Annotated in this window: 21 protein-coding genes and 1 pseudogene; 4 read left to right on the top strand and 18 right to left on the bottom strand. The window is 35.7% G+C overall.

Features of this window, described 5'->3' with window-relative positions:
* Positions 1-15 precede the first annotated feature (15 nt).
* From HEQ36_RS06935 to HEQ36_RS06910, 6 genes are all read right to left on the bottom strand, one after another.
* Positions 16-2,736, bottom strand: coding sequence for a peptidase domain-containing ABC transporter (locus tag HEQ36_RS06935; RefSeq protein WP_053540427.1), 2,721 nt, complete (start codon positions 2,734-2,736; stop codon positions 16-18).
* Between the two features lie 21 nt (positions 2,737-2,757).
* The gene (locus HEQ36_RS06930; RefSeq protein WP_027404603.1) at positions 2,758-3,354 is read right to left on the bottom strand and encodes a helix-turn-helix domain-containing protein; all 597 of its coding nucleotides are present in this window, start codon (positions 3,352-3,354) and stop codon (positions 2,758-2,760) included.
* 1,554 nt (positions 3,355-4,908) lie between these two features.
* The gene (locus HEQ36_RS06925; protein WP_233455432.1) at positions 4,909-5,295 is read right to left on the bottom strand and encodes a HetP family heterocyst commitment protein; all 387 of its coding nucleotides are present in this window, start codon (positions 5,293-5,295) and stop codon (positions 4,909-4,911) included.
* Between the two features lie 523 nt (positions 5,296-5,818).
* The gene (locus HEQ36_RS06920) at positions 5,819-6,022 is read right to left on the bottom strand and encodes a hypothetical protein (protein ID WP_152540518.1); all 204 of its coding nucleotides are present in this window, start codon (positions 6,020-6,022) and stop codon (positions 5,819-5,821) included.
* Positions 6,023-7,800: 1,778 nt separating this feature from the next.
* Complete coding sequence (locus HEQ36_RS06915; protein WP_168635567.1) at positions 7,801-10,200, bottom strand: GH116 family glycosyl hydrolase; 2,400 nt, start codon at positions 10,198-10,200, stop codon at positions 7,801-7,803.
* 354 nt (positions 10,201-10,554) lie between these two features.
* Positions 10,555-10,788 (bottom strand): barstar family protein, encoded by a 234-nt coding sequence (locus HEQ36_RS06910; RefSeq protein ID WP_168635566.1) that lies wholly within the window; start codon positions 10,786-10,788, stop codon positions 10,555-10,557.
* Between the two features lie 198 nt (positions 10,789-10,986).
* Here HEQ36_RS06910 and HEQ36_RS06905 point away from each other — a divergent pair, with 198 nt between their 5' ends.
* Entirely contained in the window at positions 10,987-11,361 is a 375-nt protein-coding gene (locus HEQ36_RS06905; protein WP_168635565.1) for a hypothetical protein, read from the top strand.
* Positions 11,358-11,780 (top strand): type II toxin-antitoxin system VapC family toxin, encoded by a 423-nt coding sequence (locus HEQ36_RS06900; protein WP_053540423.1) that lies wholly within the window; start codon positions 11,358-11,360, stop codon positions 11,778-11,780. Before HEQ36_RS06905 ends, HEQ36_RS06900 begins: the two co-directional genes overlap by 4 nt.
* A gap of 110 nt (positions 11,781-11,890) precedes the next feature.
* Here the strand turns inward: HEQ36_RS06900 and HEQ36_RS06895 are convergent, their stop codons facing one another.
* From HEQ36_RS06895 to HEQ36_RS06880, 4 genes are all read right to left on the bottom strand, one after another.
* Complete coding sequence (locus HEQ36_RS06895) at positions 11,891-12,310, bottom strand: type II toxin-antitoxin system VapC family toxin (RefSeq protein ID WP_015083562.1); 420 nt, start codon at positions 12,308-12,310, stop codon at positions 11,891-11,893.
* A complete protein-coding gene (locus tag HEQ36_RS06890; RefSeq protein WP_053540422.1) occupies positions 12,300-12,593 on the bottom strand; it encodes a hypothetical protein in 294 nt (97 codons plus the stop codon). Before HEQ36_RS06890 ends, HEQ36_RS06895 begins: the two co-directional genes overlap by 11 nt.
* Positions 12,594-12,903: 310 nt before the next feature.
* Positions 12,904-13,092 carry a hypothetical protein gene (locus HEQ36_RS06885; protein WP_205748467.1) on the bottom strand — a complete coding sequence of 63 codons (189 nt, stop codon included), beginning with the start codon at positions 13,090-13,092 and terminating at the stop codon, positions 12,904-12,906.
* Between the two features lie 204 nt (positions 13,093-13,296).
* Positions 13,297-13,602 (bottom strand): barstar family protein, encoded by a 306-nt coding sequence (locus HEQ36_RS06880; protein WP_081424288.1) that lies wholly within the window; start codon positions 13,600-13,602, stop codon positions 13,297-13,299.
* A gap of 222 nt (positions 13,603-13,824) precedes the next feature.
* Between HEQ36_RS06880 and HEQ36_RS06875 the strand changes: the two genes are divergently transcribed.
* Complete coding sequence (locus HEQ36_RS06875; RefSeq protein ID WP_168635564.1) at positions 13,825-14,253, top strand: type II toxin-antitoxin system HicB family antitoxin; 429 nt, start codon at positions 13,825-13,827, stop codon at positions 14,251-14,253.
* A complete protein-coding gene (locus HEQ36_RS06870; RefSeq protein WP_053540419.1) occupies positions 14,250-14,675 on the top strand; it encodes a PIN domain-containing protein in 426 nt (141 codons plus the stop codon). Before HEQ36_RS06875 ends, HEQ36_RS06870 begins: the two co-directional genes overlap by 4 nt.
* 183 nt (positions 14,676-14,858) lie before the next feature.
* On the opposite strand, the gene HEQ36_RS06865 is transcribed toward HEQ36_RS06870, so the two are convergent.
* From HEQ36_RS06865 to HEQ36_RS06830, 8 genes and pseudogenes are all read right to left on the bottom strand, one after another.
* Positions 14,859-15,293 (bottom strand): Imm30 family immunity protein, encoded by a 435-nt coding sequence (locus HEQ36_RS06865; RefSeq protein ID WP_053540418.1) that lies wholly within the window; start codon positions 15,291-15,293, stop codon positions 14,859-14,861.
* Positions 15,294-15,326: 33 nt separating this feature from the next.
* Entirely contained in the window at positions 15,327-15,680 is a 354-nt protein-coding gene (locus tag HEQ36_RS06860) for a hypothetical protein (RefSeq protein WP_053540417.1), read from the bottom strand.
* A gap of 13 nt (positions 15,681-15,693) precedes the next feature.
* Positions 15,694-16,059, bottom strand: a complete 366-nt coding sequence (locus HEQ36_RS06855) for a papain fold toxin domain-containing protein (RefSeq protein ID WP_053540416.1) — start codon at positions 16,057-16,059, stop codon at positions 15,694-15,696.
* A gap of 346 nt (positions 16,060-16,405) precedes the next feature.
* Positions 16,406-16,603: a hypothetical protein gene (locus HEQ36_RS06850; protein ID WP_168635563.1), complete on the bottom strand. Its 198-nt coding sequence runs from the start codon at positions 16,601-16,603 to the stop codon at positions 16,406-16,408.
* A gap of 1 nt (position 16,604) precedes the next feature.
* Complete coding sequence (locus HEQ36_RS06845; protein ID WP_168635562.1) at positions 16,605-17,102, bottom strand: Imm30 family immunity protein; 498 nt, start codon at positions 17,100-17,102, stop codon at positions 16,605-16,607.
* 11 nt (positions 17,103-17,113) lie between these two features.
* A complete protein-coding gene (locus HEQ36_RS06840) occupies positions 17,114-17,521 on the bottom strand; it encodes a hypothetical protein (RefSeq protein WP_233455431.1) in 408 nt (135 codons plus the stop codon).
* Between the two features lie 499 nt (positions 17,522-18,020).
* Positions 18,021-18,806 (bottom strand): annotated as a pseudogene (locus tag HEQ36_RS06835) (formylglycine-generating enzyme family protein); the annotation flags it as partial.
* 333 nt (positions 18,807-19,139) lie between these two features.
* Positions 19,140-20,516, bottom strand: coding sequence for a helix-hairpin-helix domain-containing protein (locus tag HEQ36_RS06830; protein ID WP_233455430.1), 1,377 nt, complete (start codon positions 20,514-20,516; stop codon positions 19,140-19,142).
* Positions 20,517-20,784 lie beyond the last annotated feature (268 nt).

Here is a 20,784-nt window from a genome sequence, read left to right as displayed (position 1 = left end):
GGGATATGGTGAAAATTAATTTTTTTGTGCTAATTGTTGTTGATTAAGATAGAAATAATGTCCTCTTTTGGCGATTAATTGTTCATGTGTACCGCTTTCTACTAAAACACCACGATCTAAGACTAAAATTAGATCAGCATGACGAACTGTGGAAAGACGGTGAGCAATGATTACACTTGTACGTCCTTGCAAGATTTTTTTAAGGTTGTTCTGAATAATCCGTTCTGATTCAGCATCCAGGTGACTCGTGGCTTCATCTAATATTAAAAGTCGGGGATTTCCTAATAATGCGCGGGCAATTGCTAACCGTTGGCGTTGTCCTCCAGATAACATTCCTCCCCCTTCACCAATTTGAGTTTCATAACCCATTGGCATCCTTTTAATAAACTCATCTGCACCTGCAAGTCTGGCTGCTTCTATAATCTCTTCTAAAGAGGCTTCTGGATGAGCAATTGTGATATTTTCCCGAATTGTTCCTCCAAATAAAAAGGTATCTTGATCAACAACTCCAATTTGCGATCGCAAGGAATGTAAGGAAATACTAGTAACATCTTGATTGTCAATCAGAACTCTTCCATCTGTCGCTAGATATAAACCCAAAATCAACTTAGAAAGTGTTGTTTTTCCAGAACCACTGCGACCAACAACTGCTACAGTTTGTTCTGGCAAGATTTCAAAACTGAGATTTTCTAAAATATTAATCTCACTTTCAGGATGATAGCGAAAGGTAACATTATTAAAACTAATTTTCCCCATTAATCTTGGTAGAAATTGCCGAGGTTTATGTTCTAAATCTTCCTCTGGTTGTGCTTCTAAGACATCATTAATTCGTTCTGTGGCGACAATTACTTCCTGTAACTGATTCCACAAAATAATTAATCTTTGGAAAGGCTGAATAATATTGCCTAATAACATATTAAAGGCAACTAATTGACCAATGGTAAGTTGATTTTGAATAACCAACCAAGCTCCAAACCATAATAATCCTGTACTTGCCAAAGATTGAATAGTAGAACTAACTAATTGCAGTTGATTACCAATTACTTGACCACTAAAGTTCTTTTTGATTAAATTATTTAGCAATTCTTCCCAATGCCAACGCACCGTTTGTTCAATAGCCATTGAGCGAATCGAAGAAATGCCAGTCAAGCTTTGAATTAAATAACTATTTTCCAGTGTTCCTGCTGTAAATACCTCCCGACTAATCCGCCGCAAAAATGGTGTAGCAAAGAATGTTAAAATCACAAATGGCGGCACAATTGCTAATGTCATTAATGCCATTGGTGGACTATACCAAAACATTAATCCCACATAAATAAAGACTGTTAGTAAATCCAATCCAATGGAAAGAGCTTCACCAGTTAAAAAACGTTGAATTTTTTGATTTTCTTGGACACGGGAAACAATATCCCCGACATAACGAGATTCAAAAAATGCCAGCGGTAGACTAAATGTATGTTTAATAAAACCTACCATCAAGGCGATACTAATGCGGTTGGCTGTATGATCTAGTAAATATTGTCTTAAGCCATTAATGGCAACCCGAAACAAGCCGAAAATTAACAATCCAAACCCGACAGTATTTAAAGTTAAAACACTGCCTTGAACAATGACTCTATCTAATAGGAGTTGAGTAAATAAAGGCGTGATTAATCCAAATATCTGAATTAAGACCGAAGCCAGAAATACTTCTAGGAGAACTTGAAAATGAGGTTTAACTAAATCCAATAACTGCCAAAATGGCGTGTTAGCTTCTGGCGTTTTTTTGAGGGAAGCTGTAGGTTGTAATAGTAAAGCGTAACCAGTCCAACCTGTGAGAAATTCCTTGGTAGTCAGCCGACGTTGACCAATGGCAGGATCGGCAATAATTACCTGTTTTTTGGTAATTTCATAGACAACAATGTAATGTTTACCTTGCCAATGAGCGATCGCTGGTAAAGGTTGTTGAGCAAATTTATCCAAACTGGCTTTTACCGGACGGGTAGCAAAACCAAGGCTTTCCGCCGCTGCACTCAAACTCCGCATAGATGCACCACTCCGGCTAATATTAGCCAGATCCCGCAGCCGATTAATACTTAGGTTTTTCCCCCAATAACGACCAATCATAACTAAGCAAGCAGCACCACAATCCGCAGCACTTTGTTGTTCAAAAAATGGGTAGCGTTTAGTAAATTTCCGCCACCAATTGCCAGCAATAACAGTAGGAATAGGAAAATATTGAGAGCGTTTCTTTGTTGATGTTGGTGGGGGAACAATTGGTTGAGAGAAATTAACAACTTTGCCATTTCTTGGCAATTCAACAATCGGCATATCTGGAGACTTAGGAGTGTTAATTAACTCTGCTTTATTCAGCAAGAAATTATAAACACGAGGAAATTCTCCCATAACCTTTTTCACCGTTTTTTCGGGAAGATAGGCAACCTTTAAATTCACAGAAGCTCTAGCAACATAACTGCTAAAATCTTGGTCTGGAAATAAAGTTAACTCCCCAAATGATGATCCTGGCGTGAGAGTATTAATTAAATTGTTGGAGCTATCAAGCAATCTTACCTTACCCGACAGCACAATATAAATTCCCGGATTGGCTGTAGTCGCTTGCCAAAATTGCTTTGCTACAGGTGGCTCAATAATTTCTAAAGCCTGGATACAATCTGTAACTACTTGATCTGATAATCCATCACCCAAGACTTGCTTAATATATGTAGCTAATTGTTCCTGAGAAAACGCTGATAGCACTTCCTAACCTCCAAAACACTATTATTTATTGGTCTGCATGAGATTAAATGACCAATGAAAACTAGGTTCAGGTAGAGAATGCAAATCACTAATTTTAATTGCTAAATCCTGATTTTCAGTAGTTATCAATGGGGAACTTTTGCGTTTAGTAGACAGTCCCATTTGTTTAAGGAGGCGATTAATGTGGCGATCGCTAATTTGAATTCCCAACTCCTTCGCCAAATGTTTACTCAACCATTGAGCCGTCCAATCACCAAAAGCATAGCCATATTCACGGGGACTACAATTAACTAATTCCTTCAATCTTTCAATATATTCATCATTAACAATCTTTGGTCTACCCAATGGTCGCTGATTCCATTTATGCGCCATCCCCGCCTCAGCAATACCGATCCAGTATCTCGCCATCTCCTGAGAACAACCAATCATTTCACAAATATGAGTTTGCGACTTTCCCATATCTGCTAACAACATAATCTCAATTCGTCGCCGATATTCTGGTTGCGAATTATTTTGTAAATTTTTTAGCAACACCTTTCGCTGAAAAGGTGTTAAAAACTTACTTTCATAATTATCGTAAATATTCACAACCTGATCTTGATGAGAATAAGATGACATAATTCTTACCAGTTGCTTTCTACTTTCAAATTCGGGCAAATTCATCTATTACATCTATTCCTAAAATCCAGATGCAAAAACTTTCACAGATATGCAATATTTAATCTGTAGGATGTTTCCTGAATATTCATTTAATTTTCAATATCTATGTAACAGGCATAGCTGTTGTGTCCCCCCAATAAACAGCATTGTCTGGCAAAACACCCATAAACAAACTCCCAAGATTTAGCTTGCTAATGCCAAAAATCTACATAGGGAATGATATTACCCCTAATTGAGATGGGAGTCTATTGATAAACACTGGTATTTCAGTTAATTAATTGATGCAGTTATAACTAACTAACAATTACGTAACTTTTCAAAAATTGTAGCCTCACACTAAATAAACTTAAGCAGGATGTAATCTATCTCTTACACTATCCTAAAAATAGAAAACTCTCATCAGCAAACTTTCTTAAATATGAAATTGTTTGTCTGATAGCATGGCGTTAGTCATTTAGTTTAGATAAAAAAGTGACAAAGCTTTAGTTCTTATCTTTAAATTCTGCTACATCTTCTTCTAAAATTTATATAAAAAATAAAATCTTCATCTAAACTTCATGAAGACTTTATAGAAAATTCATATTAACTTAAAGTTGTTGACACTCTCCGGTCTAAAGACGCGGAGATTCTATAGAGAGTTTCAGTCTATATCCCTCAGTTATCCCACAAAATTGGGTAATTTATTTTTTGGTGTTCCCTTAATAGCCATTACGGGTTGGGGTAAATAAATTTTTCTTCTTCCTTCTTCCTTCTTCCTTCGCGCTCTTTGCGGCCTAATGCCTACGGCACGCTCCGCGAACGTGGCTCATTTCTTCTTTATCCGTCAAAATTTATTTGACAGACTACTAGGATTAAGTTCTAGTGAAATCAGTAGAGGCGCATTGATATCGCCATTAAGATTATTTATTTGGTTTTAAGAATCCCCGTCTCTTTAGAGAGCGGGGAGTGTCAACGTTATATCAATTGCCAGTTGACATAACAGTAAAAATTTGTAAGTAAGAGCATGATTTGACCATAATCTTTCCCTTTCCTTATCTACCTTAATAACTAAAGTTAGCCAAACCTTAGTTACAGAAAATTTGGTAGTAGAAGTTATCTAGCCATATCAATTTTATTAGGGTAATCCACCACCCCAATTGAAAAGCATTCAGACTTCTTAGGAAAAAGAACCACCTTTAGTTATGGTTCATCAGTCTTAATGAAGAATTTATTTAATTAATCAGGAACTGAATGCCAAAACAATCAGACCCTATCTTTCATATGCAGACGCAAACAGTTTTTTGGGAAAACCGCAATTAGTCTGCTATTTCATGTGCAACCGCAAACAGTTTTTGGGAAAAATGCAATTAGTCTGCCATGAATCTTTGTTTAGGTTGCTATTTCTAATCTATAGGATGTTATCAGTGTGTATTTGCCATTCTGGCAGATTTTTACAACGAAGTCAGTAATTGCAGTTACTCACATTGCCGATCAACTGATCTGAGTAACAAGCAATTACGAGATTATCAGCAACTATGCCGACTTTTTTTCTCTACCGTTGGCGCGTGATTCAGCATGATGCTTACCTCCCACTTCCATATAGGCTATATCCTTAATCTTACTTAAACAGTTAGATGCCAGATTACCTTCGGATCTTTTCTCTGTGGTGGAGTTAGCAATTTTTAGAGTTTCATTATTTTGGGAATTGGAGCGACTCATACGAGCATTTTCTTTGAGAATGCGGTTATAAGTCCGATAAGGGATATAGTGCATTGGATTATAGCCCACGAATCGTAACATTAAAACACAAGCCCAAGAATACTTCCCTGCCAAAATCGCTTCGACTACTTGGTCTAACTGTTCGGGATGGATTTTTGGTTCTAAGTTGTTACCACTGCCAGCAATATCTTGATTCATCATCTTAGTTATTTTTGAATTGAGTAAATAAATTAGTCCAGTTTCTGCAAATGCGATGGTCTTCAGCCAAATTGCTGTTGCGGGAATGACCAGAACCTATAAATAATCAATTGGTGGCAGATGTGGAAAATAGTAACAACTTGTTGCAAAAATACGGTAATTGCCAACACGGATACCTGGATAGAACGGATTTTAGAAAACTGCATCTCTAAAACTACCCGTTGAACTGAGCTAAAAAACGCATTTGACCTGATGATTTTTTTCATAACCTGACCTGTGATTGAAAACCTGATTGTTTTTAATCAAGCCTCTGTACTACTGTGCTTACCGTGTATACCCTGATTTTCTAGGCAGTTTTACAGTTTTCAATTAGTAATATCTATAGCTCACTCCAGATAATATGTATTAATTGCGTCTGGGCTTCAGATTTATACTTACTAATGAATCAAAGGTAAAAATTTACCAAATTTTCTGATTTCTACCGAGAGGAATTGAGTTTGACGTAGCTTTTCGTAGATGCCGTTGTTTACTGTTGAAACTTCCAAGTGGAAATTTTTGGCTTCACCCTAGTTACTGCTGTATAACTTCTTACCATTGATTCTGCCGCTTTTGCTGTAAAAGCTGACAATTGCACCAGTGGAATCAGGAAAACCATTAATTTCTCAATTTCAAAAGCCACATTTTTATTTATACTATTTTTTGTCGCTAATGTCATCTGCCAAGGTGGCAAGATTTAAGTTAAATTTACTGAACTTATCTAGATATTTACTTATGTCTTGTGCAAGTTTGGGTTTTGTCCCCACTTGGCAAAAAATGAGGGGTGTTACCCCCCACTTTAATCTCAATGGCAGATGTTATCATTGTCATACAAGACGAAAACACCACTAATATGGTCTACCTAAGCTCTTAGTATATAAATAGTTTGAATGAACAGTCATATCCAAATAAATTAAATTTTTATCGAAGAAATAAATGCTTAAATTTACATTTAATTCAGGCAAAGTGCTTGGATAGCAAGGATTTTATGGATTTATGATTTTTATGAATAGATACAAATATCAATTAATAAATAATTCAAAAATTAGTAAAGTATTTTTTTGTTAATAATCTAATATTGCTAACTAATTAATTTTATCAAGATAGTTATTTTTGGATAAAGAAGACATCCAGCTAGATGTGGATAACAAAAACCGTATCACCATGAACATTTAACTATTATCTTATTTGGTTACTCATAGCTATTTATTTATTAGGCATTATTACCATCAACTGGAATTAGTAATCTGCTAATTATATGTATACAATTTATTGCTATAAGTAAGATTACAGGATGTTCATTCAGCTAATTCGGTAGGAATAACTATCATTATTTATTATCAATGGCTGCCGATTCTTTTGGGTAAAGCCGATACTTCGGTATTGAGTCAGGATTGAGTCCCTATGGCTAAGTAATTCTTAATAAATTAAATCGGCTAAAATTTCCAGATGTGAACTGCTGCTATTCAGGGTTGAGCAGGAATTACCAACTCGGATTTTCTGGATAACTTTCCCAAGAATTTCTGATGTAATTGCTTGACAGATAAAAATGAGGAGGTTATAGTGTAACTCCCAAGCTGTTTAAGCTGTTAAACAACAGGTGTATTTTTTCAAGCGATAGCGTTCGCGGAGCGTCCCGGAGGGAACTAGTGCTGCTGCAAGCAGTTCGCTCTGAATCAAAATCTTTGAATATTTGCGAACTAACTGGGAACTTATCGCCAATACTGCCAGTCATAGATACCAACAACCGCGTTTGAACCTGACCAACCTGACTAAATAGCTTGATAAAGCTCCTGCTGTCCTTGCTTTATTCAACTATCCTGCAACTACTGATATTTTTACACAGTTGGAGTTTACTGATAAATTCTCATCTGTCGTCAACTAGATTGGGGAATTCTTTGGTGTAGGTAATTTCAATTTTTTAATCTACCATAGCCCTAAATCAAGTAGGGAATTGGTGATTGTCTTTACTGTGTCTGGGAAAAAAGTTACTTGAAGTGATTACCGTTTTAACGTGCTATCATTGCCACAGCCTCTACCCAACATTCGTGATACAATCAAATTGTCACTAAAGACATAAAAAGCTACCGGGGGACTCTCGGAAAGTTACGCTTGTCAGATATGATTTCGCCCGCCAGGGCAAACGAAATCAGGGCAAGAACCCAAATATTTAAGGAACCAATCCTGAAACTGGGATAACTGAGGGATATAGACTGAAACTCCCCATAGAATCTCCGCGTCTTTAGACCGGAGAGTGTCAAGTTCTGTGTGGGTTTAGAAGTTATCCTTGTGGCTAAATAAAGGAAAAAAGTGCATCTTAAGACATTTGTTTTCAGATTTAAGTTCCTCAACTCTTAACCATTACTGATTTTTTCGCGCAATTCCGGAAACAACAGGAAAATAAAATTGAATAACAAGAATAACAATATCCCCGACTTCTTAGAGAAGTCGGGGATATAAAGAACTTTGGATTTAAGGAATTAGTAAATAAATTCCCCAAATAGCCATAGCGCGGAGATAGGTACTAGCGCGGAAAGTGCCATTAGCGGTGATTGCTTCCGGGGTGCGAAATTGCAAACCATTGTCGTAAATTTGCCTCACCACAGCCTCAGTTAACCGCATTGCCTCATTTTTCATGTTCATTTGCACCAGGAAAGCTGCTAGACCAAAATTGATTCCCGTCCAAACTTCCAAAGGATGAGTAGAATTGGGATTTTCGGGTAAACCATTGGGAAGAACACCATTAGCAGCGCCAAATTCACCATTTTGAAACTTGAGAAAACAGGAATCATATACTTTTGTTAAGGCAGACAAAGCGCGATCGCTCGGCACAATATCTGGTAAACTCAATAGGCGAGCGTAAAATTGCCCACACAATTGGTCAGCCATAACTACATCAGAACCACTGTCACTATCCAAACGGTAATACTCACCATTCCAAAGCTTCTCCTGATAAATTGGCTTCGATTGACTTAACCAACCTTGATAAATAGACCCTTGCACCTCCACCTCTGCGTCCTCTGCGCCTCTGCGGTTCGTTAAAATCTTAGAAATAGCAATAGCAGCTTCCAAAGCAGATAACCACAAACCACCACAATAAGCGCTGACACCTTGCAAGCGCCAATCATCGAAAGTTTGGTCAGGTGCGCCAGAATTTTCTGGTATACTGTCACCATCGAGATCAAAAGTTTTCACATAATCGAGAGTTTGGACAATAGCATCCCAACAATCTGCTAAAAACTGGATATCATTTGCACCGGTAAACAGAAAATCTCGATATACCTGCAAAACAAAGTCACAACCTAAATCTTTCCACAGGTTGCAATCTTGATAACTAGTATAATTGGTTTTTTCCCAAACGTGTTCATTGGGTGCGCCTAAATCGTGGGGTGTCGCACCGGCAATTTTCCGAACTGCGTTAGGACTTTCCGATTTGATAGTCAGATAATAACCGATAATTCTAGTTCTGTCATCACTTTGGGGAATTGCTCTAGCAAAGGCGCGAATTACCGACTTTTCCAATTCTGGGAATAACATCAATAATCCAAAAGAACCGTATAACCGCACATCAAGACTTTCGTACCAACGGTAATCTAAACATTCTAACACGGCAAATTGACCAATGGGATCAATTTCCGAGGACGCACTCCAGAGAGTTCCGCCGCTGGTCAAGTCGTAGAGTTCGTTAAATAAAGCCATTTTGAACCAGTCAGGTAAATCTGATTTTTCTAAAATGGGGTTTTGCCAATTTTCGATGAGCGATCGCCAATTCTGATATTCTTTAAGAGCAGTAGTGGCAATCTGCCAAGCATTCTCACCATTACAACCAAAAAAGTCTGTATATCTGCGGTAATAGTTCACCCCCGCTGCAAATTCCGTAACGGGGAAATCCCAACTTAATACAAAAGGAACGTCCAAACTTTCCCCAGGTTGCAAAGTAAAACGCACCGCAATTGCTGCACCTAAACGAGTATTTTCATCTGCGGGAGTTTCATCTAGATAATTAGGTAAAGAACCATTTGCAGAGAAACTTTGCCAAACATCTTCACCATTACCCACAGGATTAAATCGGGAATGATGAAATATTTCCACTTGGGGATTTTTAGTAGTCGCAATACACCAAGTTCCATCTCCTTCTTGAACAGTTCGACTATTAGAAACTTGACCTAAAACGCAACCAAAATATTGATGATCTTCTGCTAAACAATTATAATTTCCTTGACTTTCTCCCCAACGTGGTAGATATTCATAAACTGGACTGCCATCATCTCTAACTCTAACTTCGGGAGATTTCAAAGTATTGGTAAACCAACCCACCATATTTTCCCAAGTTAGCATAATGCTAATAGTAATTGGTGTATTTGTAGGGTTGTGCGCTTTCCACAAAAAAACCGCAACCGGATAACTTGCTTCTTGATAATTATCTGCCCAAATTGGCGAAAATTGCTCACAAGTTAATTGAGTTTTTAAGACATTTTCATAAACAAACCAACTGCGGGGATAAAGTGCATGATATGTACCTGACCCCAAACCATCCGCAGAGAGGGGAGAAGGTGGATACCATTGCCAAGATTGCAGTGTATGATCTTCTGGAGGTTGGGTAGATAAAGCGTAAGCTTGTCCAGATTCAAAAATACTAAATTGACAAGCGGGAACGGTTTTGAAAGTATGTTCTCCTCCGTCAATGTGCCACAGGTTAAAGTCTCCCCGTGAAGAACGTCCTATACACCCTGCACCAAAGCCACCAAGAGGCATTCCGTGCCAGGGACCATCATCAATATTACTAGGATAACGGACGGTGTAGGGTTTCTCCCAGCCTAAGCCAATGGGACGTTTCCAGGTACAGGGGGGTATTTGGGGGTGGTTTGTCATGGTTTGAGTTTCACGGGTTGACGCTATGAAGACTAGCGCGATGTGTGATTTTTCTCAAGTCAATCATGAAAATATTTTTATTTCGCTGAAAATTTCCTAATGTTACTAGGAGGTTAGAAAATAAGTAAATTGTCTGATAACATAGCGTGGCGCAAGCCATATCAGGATATCCACCGATTAGAGGATTAACAGGATGTTTTTTAGGAAATATAGGTTTTTGTGAATGATAGAAAATATATTTTTCTCTAAATTATAATTTATAATCATTAAATATTCACAGAAAATCTATAAATAACAATCCTGTACATCGTAAAATCCTGTTTATCCTGATATGGCTTGCGCCACGCTACGCTATCAGACAACCACAACAAACAATCTCCAAATAAGAAGCCAGGGAATTAATTCCCTGTCTAAAAGCTCAAGTCGGTTTAAACCGACTATTGGGAATGATTGAATATTACATTTATCAAAAGCATCCCAGTTAGCGCCGAAGTATGTAGGAAATTCCATTGCTTCAGCAGCTTGTTTTAAAAATGTTTGTTTGCTATTAATTTTTTTACCATCAAGATAAAAAACTTTATGATTCATAAATTTGTGGTGAAGAAATATGTTAGCAAAATTGTCTGAATCAGGATATCCAAGATTAAAGGATTTACAGGATGATAAAATATAAAATGGGCGATCGCTAATAAAATTCTATAAATCTTAAAATCATGTAGATGATAATTTTAACTATTTTCAAGTATTATGTTATAATCAATTCAGAGTTAGAAGAGTAAAAATATCATGATTTTAGCTGTTAAAAATGCTCTTTCCACAATTGCACCCAAGTTAACTTATGATGTGTTGATTGAAAATCAAGCAGATGGTACTGTGAAAGCGACATTATTAAGTTTACCAGAATGTCAAGGTTTTGGTGCGACTAAAGAGGAAGCATTAAATAATCTGATTCAACTTGTTCAAGCCCGAAAACCAGAAATAGTAACTTTAGAAATTGAACCAGCTAAAACAGAACATCCTTGGCTGAAATTTGCGGGAATGTTTGAGGATGATCCACATTTTGATGAAGTGCAGGAATATATAGCAGAATATCGTCGTGAATTAGATGCAGAAATGGAGGAATATTACCAAGAAATTGAAAATCAGGAGCATATAAAATGAGTTTATGGGTACTTGATACAGATCACGTTTCTCTCTTTCAACACAGAAATCCATTGATTGTACAGTGTGTTAATAGTGTCAAATTTGAAGAAATTGCCATAACTATAATTACTGCTGAAGAACAATTGCGTGGTAGGTTTAATGTTATTAGAAATGCCTCATCATCGGATAAATTAGTATTAGCTTATGCAAATTTTCAGAATAATTTAGATTTTTTACAAAGTGTGAATTTACTGGAATTTAGCGAAGCTGCTGGTAATATTTACACTAAATTAGTTAAGCAGAAAATCCGCGTTGGTACTCAAGATTTACGCATTGCTGCAATTACATTATCAGTTAATGGAATTTTAGTAACTCGTAATTGGAAGGATTTTGAAAAAGTGCCTAATTTGCGTTTGGAAGATTGGAGTATTAGTTAAAAATGTCTGAATCAGGATACCCAGGATTAGAGGATTAACAGGATGATAAAAAATAAAAATGTCATCTCCAAGTAGTGAAAAAGTAACTTTATATAGCTTCTGCTACACTATCAGACAATTTCCCAATCTTCAATTTGTAACCCTTTAACTCGTTTAAATTCCCTGACATTGTGAGTAACTAAAATTAGATTATTCACTAAAGCAATAGAAGCAATTTGTATATCATTTGAACTAATAGGAGTTCCAGAATTTGCTAAATCAGCGCGAATTTTGCCATAATTTTCTGCACATTCATCATCAAAAGGTAAAGAAACAAATTGTTCTATGAATATTTTTTGTACAGCTATAGCTTTTTGAGGATTATTACTACGCATAGAACCATAAAATAATTCAGCTTTGACTACAGAACAAACCGCAATTTTTTCAGGTTCTAAATTATCAAGATGATGATTAATGCTGAGAGATTTACCCTTGAGATACATGATACAAACATTCGTATCTAGTAAATAAATTAAAGAATCATTTTTCATTAATAACCTCAATTAAATCATCATCCGTTGCAAAATCAATATCAGCACAAGCACCATATAAATTAAGTAAACCTGCGGAATGGAGAATATTATTTTGGATTAAAAATCTTTTGAGTTCAGTGTCAGAAGGAAAGTTTAGTAAATCTTTTAGTTCATCAAAATCAATTAATCTTTCTCGAAAGGCTTCTAATACAAGATTATTCAGGATTTTTTCTGGTAAATTACCCCATTGATTGATGATTTTCGTTGTTAATTTATCTGGTAAATCAATTGTTACTTGCATAATTGAAAAATCTCTTAATGGTGCTTAATTAATTATTTTAACATAAATTTGTTAAAAGTTTAATGTCTGAATCAGGATATCTAAGATTAAAGGATTAACAGGATGTTATTTGTCTGAATCAGGATATCCAGGATTAGAGGATTAACAGGATGTTTTTTAGAAAATATAGGTTTTTGTGAATGATAGAAAATATATTTTCCTCTAAATCATAATTTATAATCATTAAATATTTACAGAAAATCTATAAATAACAATCCTGTACATCCTTAAATCCTGGTAATCCTGATATGGCTTGCGCCACGCTACGCTATCAGACAACCACCACAAACAATCTCCAAATAGGAAGCCAGGGAATAAATTCCCTGTCTAAAAGCTCAAGTCGGTTTAAACCGACTATTGGGAATGATGGAATATTACATTTATCTTCATCAGGTAAAAAGTCCATCAAATCCTGTACATCCTTAAATCCTGGCAATCCTGATTCTGACAACCACAACAAACAATCTCCAAATAGGAAGCCAGGGAATAAATTCCCTGTCTAAAAGCTAAAGTCGGTTTAAACCGACTATTGGGAATGATGGAATATTATATTTATTTTCATCAGGTAAAAAGTCAATCAAATCCTGTACATCCTTAAATCCTGGTAATCCTGATTCTGACAACCACAACAAACAATCTCCAAATAGTGAAAATGTAACTTTACCTATTTGTTAATAACTAAAAACTTGAGAGGAATATTATTAGCTTCCCAGTATTCTTTGGCTGAATTTAAAATATCCAATGCTATTTGGTACTGTGTCGGTTCAGCTTGAGCAAAGATATCAGCATGATCATATAATATCACATATCTTTGAGCCGGACACCATGTTAAATCGGTGATACATTCATCAAAAGCATCCCAGTTAGCGCCGAAGTATGAAGGAAATTCCATTGCTTCAGCAGCTTGTTTTAAAAATGTTTGTTTGCTATTGATTTTTTTACCATCAAGATAAAAAACTTTATGATTCATAGATTTATGGTGAGGAAATAGGTTAGCAAAATAGTCTGAATCAGGTGGTTATCGAGCGAAGTCAAGATAATGTCCAGGATTAGAGGATTTACAGGATGATAAAATATAAAATGGACGATTGTTAATAAAAATCTATAAATCTTAAAATCATGTAGATGATAATTTTAACTTTGTTCAAGTATTGTGTTATAATTAATTCAGAGTTAGAAGAGTAAAAATATCATGATTTTAGCTGTTAAAAATGCTCTTTCCACAATTGCACCCAAGTTAACTTATGATGTGTTAATTGAAAACCAAGAAGATGGCACTGTGAAAGCGACATTATTAAGTTTACCAGAATGTCAAGGTTTAGGTGCGAATAAAGAGGAAGCATTAAATAATCTTATTCAGCTTTTTCAAGCACGAAAACCAGAAATAGTAACTTTAGAAATTGAACCAGATAAAACAGAACATCCTTGGCTGAAATTTGCAGTAATGCACAAGGATAATCCTCTTTTTGGTGAAATAATAGAAGATATAGAAGCTGAAGGTAATGCTTGGGACGTGCTAGAGGCATTAACAGGAACTATTGAAGCACCAAGTGATTGGTCAAATCAACATAATTACTATTTATATGGTACTCCTAAACATGACAATGAGATCAGAGAATGAATCAGGAAAGACTATTTTTAGATACGGTATTTATTCAGGCTCTATTAAACAAGAATGATCAATACCATACTCAAGCAAAAGCATTATTACCAAGGGTGAAAAATGCCGTTGAAGTATGGGTAACAGAAGCCATTTTAATAGAAGTTGGTAATGCTTTAAGTGCAGTGAACCGTACAGCATCAGTTCAGTTTATTAATCAGTGTTATCAAACAGAAAATATCAAAGTTGTTAGTGTAGATTCATCGCTGCTTATGCGTGCGCTGGAACTTTATCACAGTCGTCAAGATAAAAATTGGGGTTTAACAGATTGTATCTCATTTGTTGTTATGAAAAATCAGGGGTTAATTTATGCAGTAACGGCTGATATTCATTTTGTTCAAGCTGGTTTTGTGGCTTTATTAAGGAAGTCAGAGAATAAGTAAATTGTCTGAATCAGGATATCCACCGATTAGAGGATTTTCAGGATGTTTTTGATAACTTATGGTTTTTGTACGAGAGAGAATATATGTTTATTATTCAATAAATATCATCATTAAATATTCACAGAAAATCTATAAATTGCAATCCTGTACATCCTAAAATCCTGGTTATCCTGATTCTGACAATCACAATAATACGCTTTCTCGAACTTGTAATTTATTTATGATACTTTCTTCCAAAAGATGATAGAGAAAATGGGCAGTTTTTAAATTAGCTGAATGTAATAGATTTTGATAAACTTGACACGCTGATTCATCATTTAAAATCCGATTGTGAATAATTCTTGTCCATTCTTGTGCAGTTATCATTAATTGAGGTACAACATAAATAAATGCTGTAATTTGTTTTTCCATATCAAAAGATTCCAGAAAATGAATTAAGCTAAACATCACTTCTGGCTGTTGACATTGATCATCTAAAATTAGATGATAGGCAGATAAATTATTTTCATCAGGATTTTCAGCTATTTCAGCTAAAGCATTTTCAAAATTTGTAAATTGTTCTTCTGTTTGCATTAAGCGATTTTCTTGCAAGGTTGCCAATAAATTATTTGGATTCATTGTTTTGTACCTTATTCTTAGAAAGAATAACGATTACACAATACTTCCCGAACTGACTTTTATATTTTCTTGCTGTTTAGATACAGAATTTGTTTGTGTAAATTCATTAAATAATTGAAAAAATTCCTCAAAAGCAGTATTTTCATCTTTGGAGAAAAACAAAATAATTTGATCCCACGTTTGATTATAAGCAACATTATATTTTTGTTGTATCCAAGTTTGAAAATTTGAAAATTCTTGTTCTTGTACAGTTTGAGGTATTTGAATTTGACGACGGGCAAAACTGTAACCAGCTATAAATGTGCGAAGGTTAGCGATGGTTGCTTTTCCTAAATACATAGCTGGACGTTTTTGGATATTGCGGATTAAATCGTATAAATCTAACATGATATTCCTCTGGTTAAAATGGCTCTTCAGTAATTTGAAATTCTCCACCTAAATCTTGTATAACGCAATATAAGTTATTTATCCAGTTTACCCTAGAAATTCCTTCAGGGTGAATGTTGTCAAAAATTAGTTCTTGTCCATTAATTTCTATTGCAATAGCATAATGTCTACCGTTAATCGAGATATTTTGTTGTAAAACTTCATGGTAGATATTACAGAATGGGTCTTCTGTACTGCCTGTAAACAAGTTAATTTCTCTACCAGGTATTTTCTGATTAATCAGGAATTGACGCAAAGCTATAGCACAAGGAACACATTCAAAAATATGAAATTGTTCGGCTATATCATTTAGTTGACGGACAATATCATTATTAGTCATGATGTAGGATATTTTTAGCCAGATTAGAAGAAATATGGAAAACTATAATCAGAGTAAAAATACCATGAATTTAGGAAGCCGGGGCATAAATTTCATTATTTGTCAGAATCAGGTGGTTATCGAGCGAAGTCGAGATAATATCCACCGATTAGAGGATTAACAGGATGTTTTTGATAAATTATGGTTTTTGTATGAGAGAGAATATATGTTTATTATTCAATAAATATCATCATTAAATATTCACAGAAAAGCTACAAACTACAATCCTGAACATCCTTAAATCCTGGTTATCCTGATTCTGACAACCACAACAAACAATCTCCAAATAGTGAAAAAGTAACTTTACCTATTTGTTAATAACTAAAAACTTGAGAGGAATATTATTAGCTTCCCAGTATTCTTTGGCTGAATTTAAAATATCCAATGCTATTTGGTACTGTGTCGGTTCAGCTTGAGCAAAGATATCAGCATTATCATATATATTTTCCTTGAATCCATGTACACAAAGACGGAGAAGATGCCCAAACCACAATATTTTTAGCATTTTATTTCTTGACCTCATTTACTTGTAGTCTTGCCAAAGAAGCAGGTTCTCCTACTAAAATACTACGAGGTCCTTCTATATGATAATTTATTTGATTAATAACACTTTCTTCTAACAGATCATAGATAAAAGGATGAGGGTTTTTACGCTTTATTAATTCTAGACCGTGACAATAAACTCCACACGCTGATACATCATTTAAAATCCGGCTGTGAATAATTCTCGTCCATTCTGGTGCAGTTATCATTAATTGAGGGACAACATGAATAAATGCTGTAATTTGTTTTTTCATATCAAAAGATTCAAGAAAATGGATTAAGCTAAACATCACTTCTGGCTGTTGACATTGATCATCTAAAATGAGATGATAGGCAGATAAATTATTTTCATCAGGATTTTCAGCTATTTCAGATAAAGCATTTTCAAAATTTGTAACTTGTTCTTCTGTTTGCATTAAGCGATTTTCTTGCAAGGTTGCCAATAAATTATTTTGATTCATTGTTTTGTCCCTTATTTCTCAAAAATCCATGGCCAAGTAGATTTATTCCGTTTGATTAATGTTTGCAAACTTTCCCTGATTTCTCTATTATACAAACCTTGACGAAGATAAATACAACGTACATCCCAAATTTCTTGTGCTAATGCTTCTCTGGATGCTAGGTTTAAATTAGGGCGTTTACCGTAAGACATTGTTTGCCGGTGACGACCTCCTTTTCCTGGTGATAAATGTTCCATCATAATGGCATATCCTTGATCTGTTGTATAATTAAGTGGAACTTTGGCTTTCATAAAAGCATCCGCAGGTATATGATGAGGTGTGAGGTTATCACCTCTACGTCCCTGTTTGATTAAGTCTCCATAAGTGCCTACAATTCCTTCTCCTGGAAGTAGTTGAGGTTGATTATTAATAACCCACATTCCGCACCCTGGGGTGTCACATAGTATTATCACTTGATTTTCTCTTGATTTCTGGATATAAATTATGCCTTGTCGGCATCATGTATCCGTTAATTCATTGAGATTCTGTATATAATACATCCTCATTTCATCATAAAAAACAGTAAAAACCGATTGTGACAGTTGAGGGTGCGGAAGATAGGTTAATAATCTATTTACTCCTGTTTGGCTATTTCTATTGTTTAGTATTTTGATTATAAAGGAAGTCGGGGAATAAGTAAATTGTCTGAATCAGGATTTACAGGATTAAAGGATTTACAGGATATTTTTTGATAAATTATGGTTTTATTGAATGATAGAGAATATATTTTTATTTTTCAAAAAATCAAATCATTAACTTTTCCTAAGTTATGTAATTTACTCAATAAATAACCTCTGAATTTTTGGAAAACTATTTTTCCGCCTTCAGCAGGGGCATAAGAAAGGGAAAGAGCAAGAAGGCAAAAGTATAAAGAGTTACTCAATTTCTCGCCGCACCCGTACACACAACCCGAAAACCGATATTAAAGAGATAGCCGTCCTCATCGAAGTAGCCGTTGCCGCGATAAGCAGAACGGCAATCCTCAGGACGGTTGAGCCACGAACCACCGCGCAGCACTTTTCTATTGCCGTTTTGACTTGTCCAAGCACTGCCATCTATAGGTGTGTTTGTATAATTTCCATACTGATCATCTTCACACCATTCGCGTACATTCCCATGCATATCATACAGACCAAAGGCGTTAGGGGGAAAATTTCCTACATCTGTGGTTTCTCCCCGATATCCATCTACACCTCTACAATTTACCAAATCAGTGGTGATACTCCTGATATTGTCACCAAAATAAAATGGCGTAGTTGTTCCCGCTCGACAAGCATACTCCCATTCTGCTTCACTAGGTAATCTGTAGTTTTTTCCTGTCTTTTGGCTTAATACTTGACAGAATTTAACAGCATCATCCCAACTTACTGTTTCTACAGGACGCTGGTTGGTGTTGAACCAGAACGAATCACCTTTGAAGTTAGAAGGGTTACTCCCCATTATGGCTTGATATTGTGCTTGTGTCACCTCGTATCTACCCATAAAAAATCCAGGAACAGTTACTTCATGTTGGGGACTCTCATCTGATTCTCTACCTTCCTCGCTTTCCGGTGAACCCATGAGAAATTTTCCCCCTGGTATTTGCACCATTTGTAATTTGACACTATTTCCTAAGTCTTCTTCAAAGTAGTTTGCTTGTTTATTGCTACGCTTGATAATGCTTCCTACTGCCACAATTACACCACCAACAATTGAACCTAAAGCCACAGTTCGCAAAAAACGACGACGGGAAGAATTAGGTAAATTTGTAGACTGTGTAACTTGCGAAACCTGAGATTGAGGTTGCTGAACTGAAGATGAATTATTTGTAGTGCTAGATATTGCTGTTGGTTGAGTTATTACAGATTGACTTTGAGGTTTATAAACTGGTGTTTGTGAAACTTGAGATTGATTCTGCTTAACTGAAGATGAATTAGTTGTATTAGTATGTCCTACAATCAATTTATTCGCCTCAGTTTCACTAATTAAACTGATTTGATTTGGATCTTTTAGTATAATTTATGGAGTAATGTGACCTGTTTTTTGATATAGTTCAAGAGTTCCCGTAATTTTGATATAACTTCCAGCACAATTACTTAATTGATTAACTGTTAAACTTCTATAATTAGATAAATTTTTTAAACCTTCAGAAAGTATAACAATGGTAAAAGAACTGTAACCGTTTACCAGATTTGAAACATCACCAAAGTTAATAAATACTATATTCTGCTTTATAAGATGTCTAGTAATAAAAACTTTACCAACTACAGTTATTATCTTTCCTTTTTGCTTAACCAGTTCTAGGATGTTAGTAGCCGCAAAAATGTTAGTTTGTGATGTTGATTCCACAGCAGCAGCCGGTTTGGCTTTAACAACACCAGGAAAAATATCAACACCAAGATTTGTAGAGCGATCGCACCAATAGCATTTACCATAAGTTCGGCTATAGTAATGATTATCTACCCTGCCACATATAGTTAGCCTATCATTCCCTACTTTTAACGCCTCCAACCACTTCCTAGCCGTAGGGCGGAAATTAGGATTTTTATGCCCATCATTAAAGCATTTCAGAAAACATTGCTGAACCTCTGGATGAACAATCTCCAGGGGAATTGTTCTTGCTACTGCTGCAATTAAATTAGTTGACCCATTAACCCATAAACCCTGACAGATAAGTTCATTGATGTCTGGAATTTCCCCCGCACCAGTCCACTTTCCCTGAAAAGGATTATTACCACCAAATAATAATTGATAGATAATTACTCCTAACCGGAATCTATCATGTACTTCCGTTTGCTCAATCCTATCAAAATCTTTTCCAATCAGTTCCGGTGGTGTATATCCCTCAGAACCAACTAAACAATGATAAACTTTACCATTTTTCGGATTTTTCACCTGAAAAGAATCTGTATCAATAATTGAAGGTAAAGCCCGATTATTAACTAAAATATTTTGTGGTTTAATATCTCCCAAAACATAACCAGCAGCGTGCAGTGCTTCAATAATTGAAACAATATTCAGCGCCGTTGTGTGCAGAAACCGCCAATCAATCTCAAGTTTTAACTGCTTTCGACGCTGGGGATTATAAACATCAATAAGTTCTTTTCCATCCTTAATTTCTGGCATCAAAAAGCCCACAAAATCACCCTGATCATTTTTCAAAACTGACTTAGGCCAAGCAAAAGAAACATGATGAAGATGGGAATTTGGTTCTGTGGGTGGATTTGCTATCATTACCGCTAACTTCTGCACCCGTTCAGGTGTTGGAGAATGGTAAATTTTCGCTAAATAACCATTTTGATTAGTTCGCCAAATTTTGGCTTCACCACTATTAGCAATCTCTTCACCCAACAGAGTAATTGATTTTCCCGTAATGGCACAGGTAAAAACTGTCATATAATTTTAATTAGATGGGTTGAAATAAATATCAAATGGTATTTGAAAAGTTGCAAAGTCAATTTTTGACCCCTCTCCAAACCTCTCCCCTGCAAGGGGAGAGGCTTTAAAACTCCCTGTACAAAAACTCATTTTTTCATGTCCCCTCTCCTCTTAGGAGAGGGTTAGGGAGAGGTTCTTAGAAAATCCCCCTGCAAGGGGAGAAGCTTCAAAACTCCCTGTACAAAAACTCATTTTTTCATGTCTCCTCTTAGGAGAGGGTTAGGGA

The sequence above is a fragment of the Anabaena sp. 54 genome (assembly GCF_017355725.1).
GTDB classification, from domain to species: Bacteria; Cyanobacteriota; Cyanobacteriia; order Cyanobacteriales; family Nostocaceae; genus Dolichospermum; species Dolichospermum heterosporum.
This window is presented reverse-complemented; position numbering and strand designations above follow the sequence as displayed.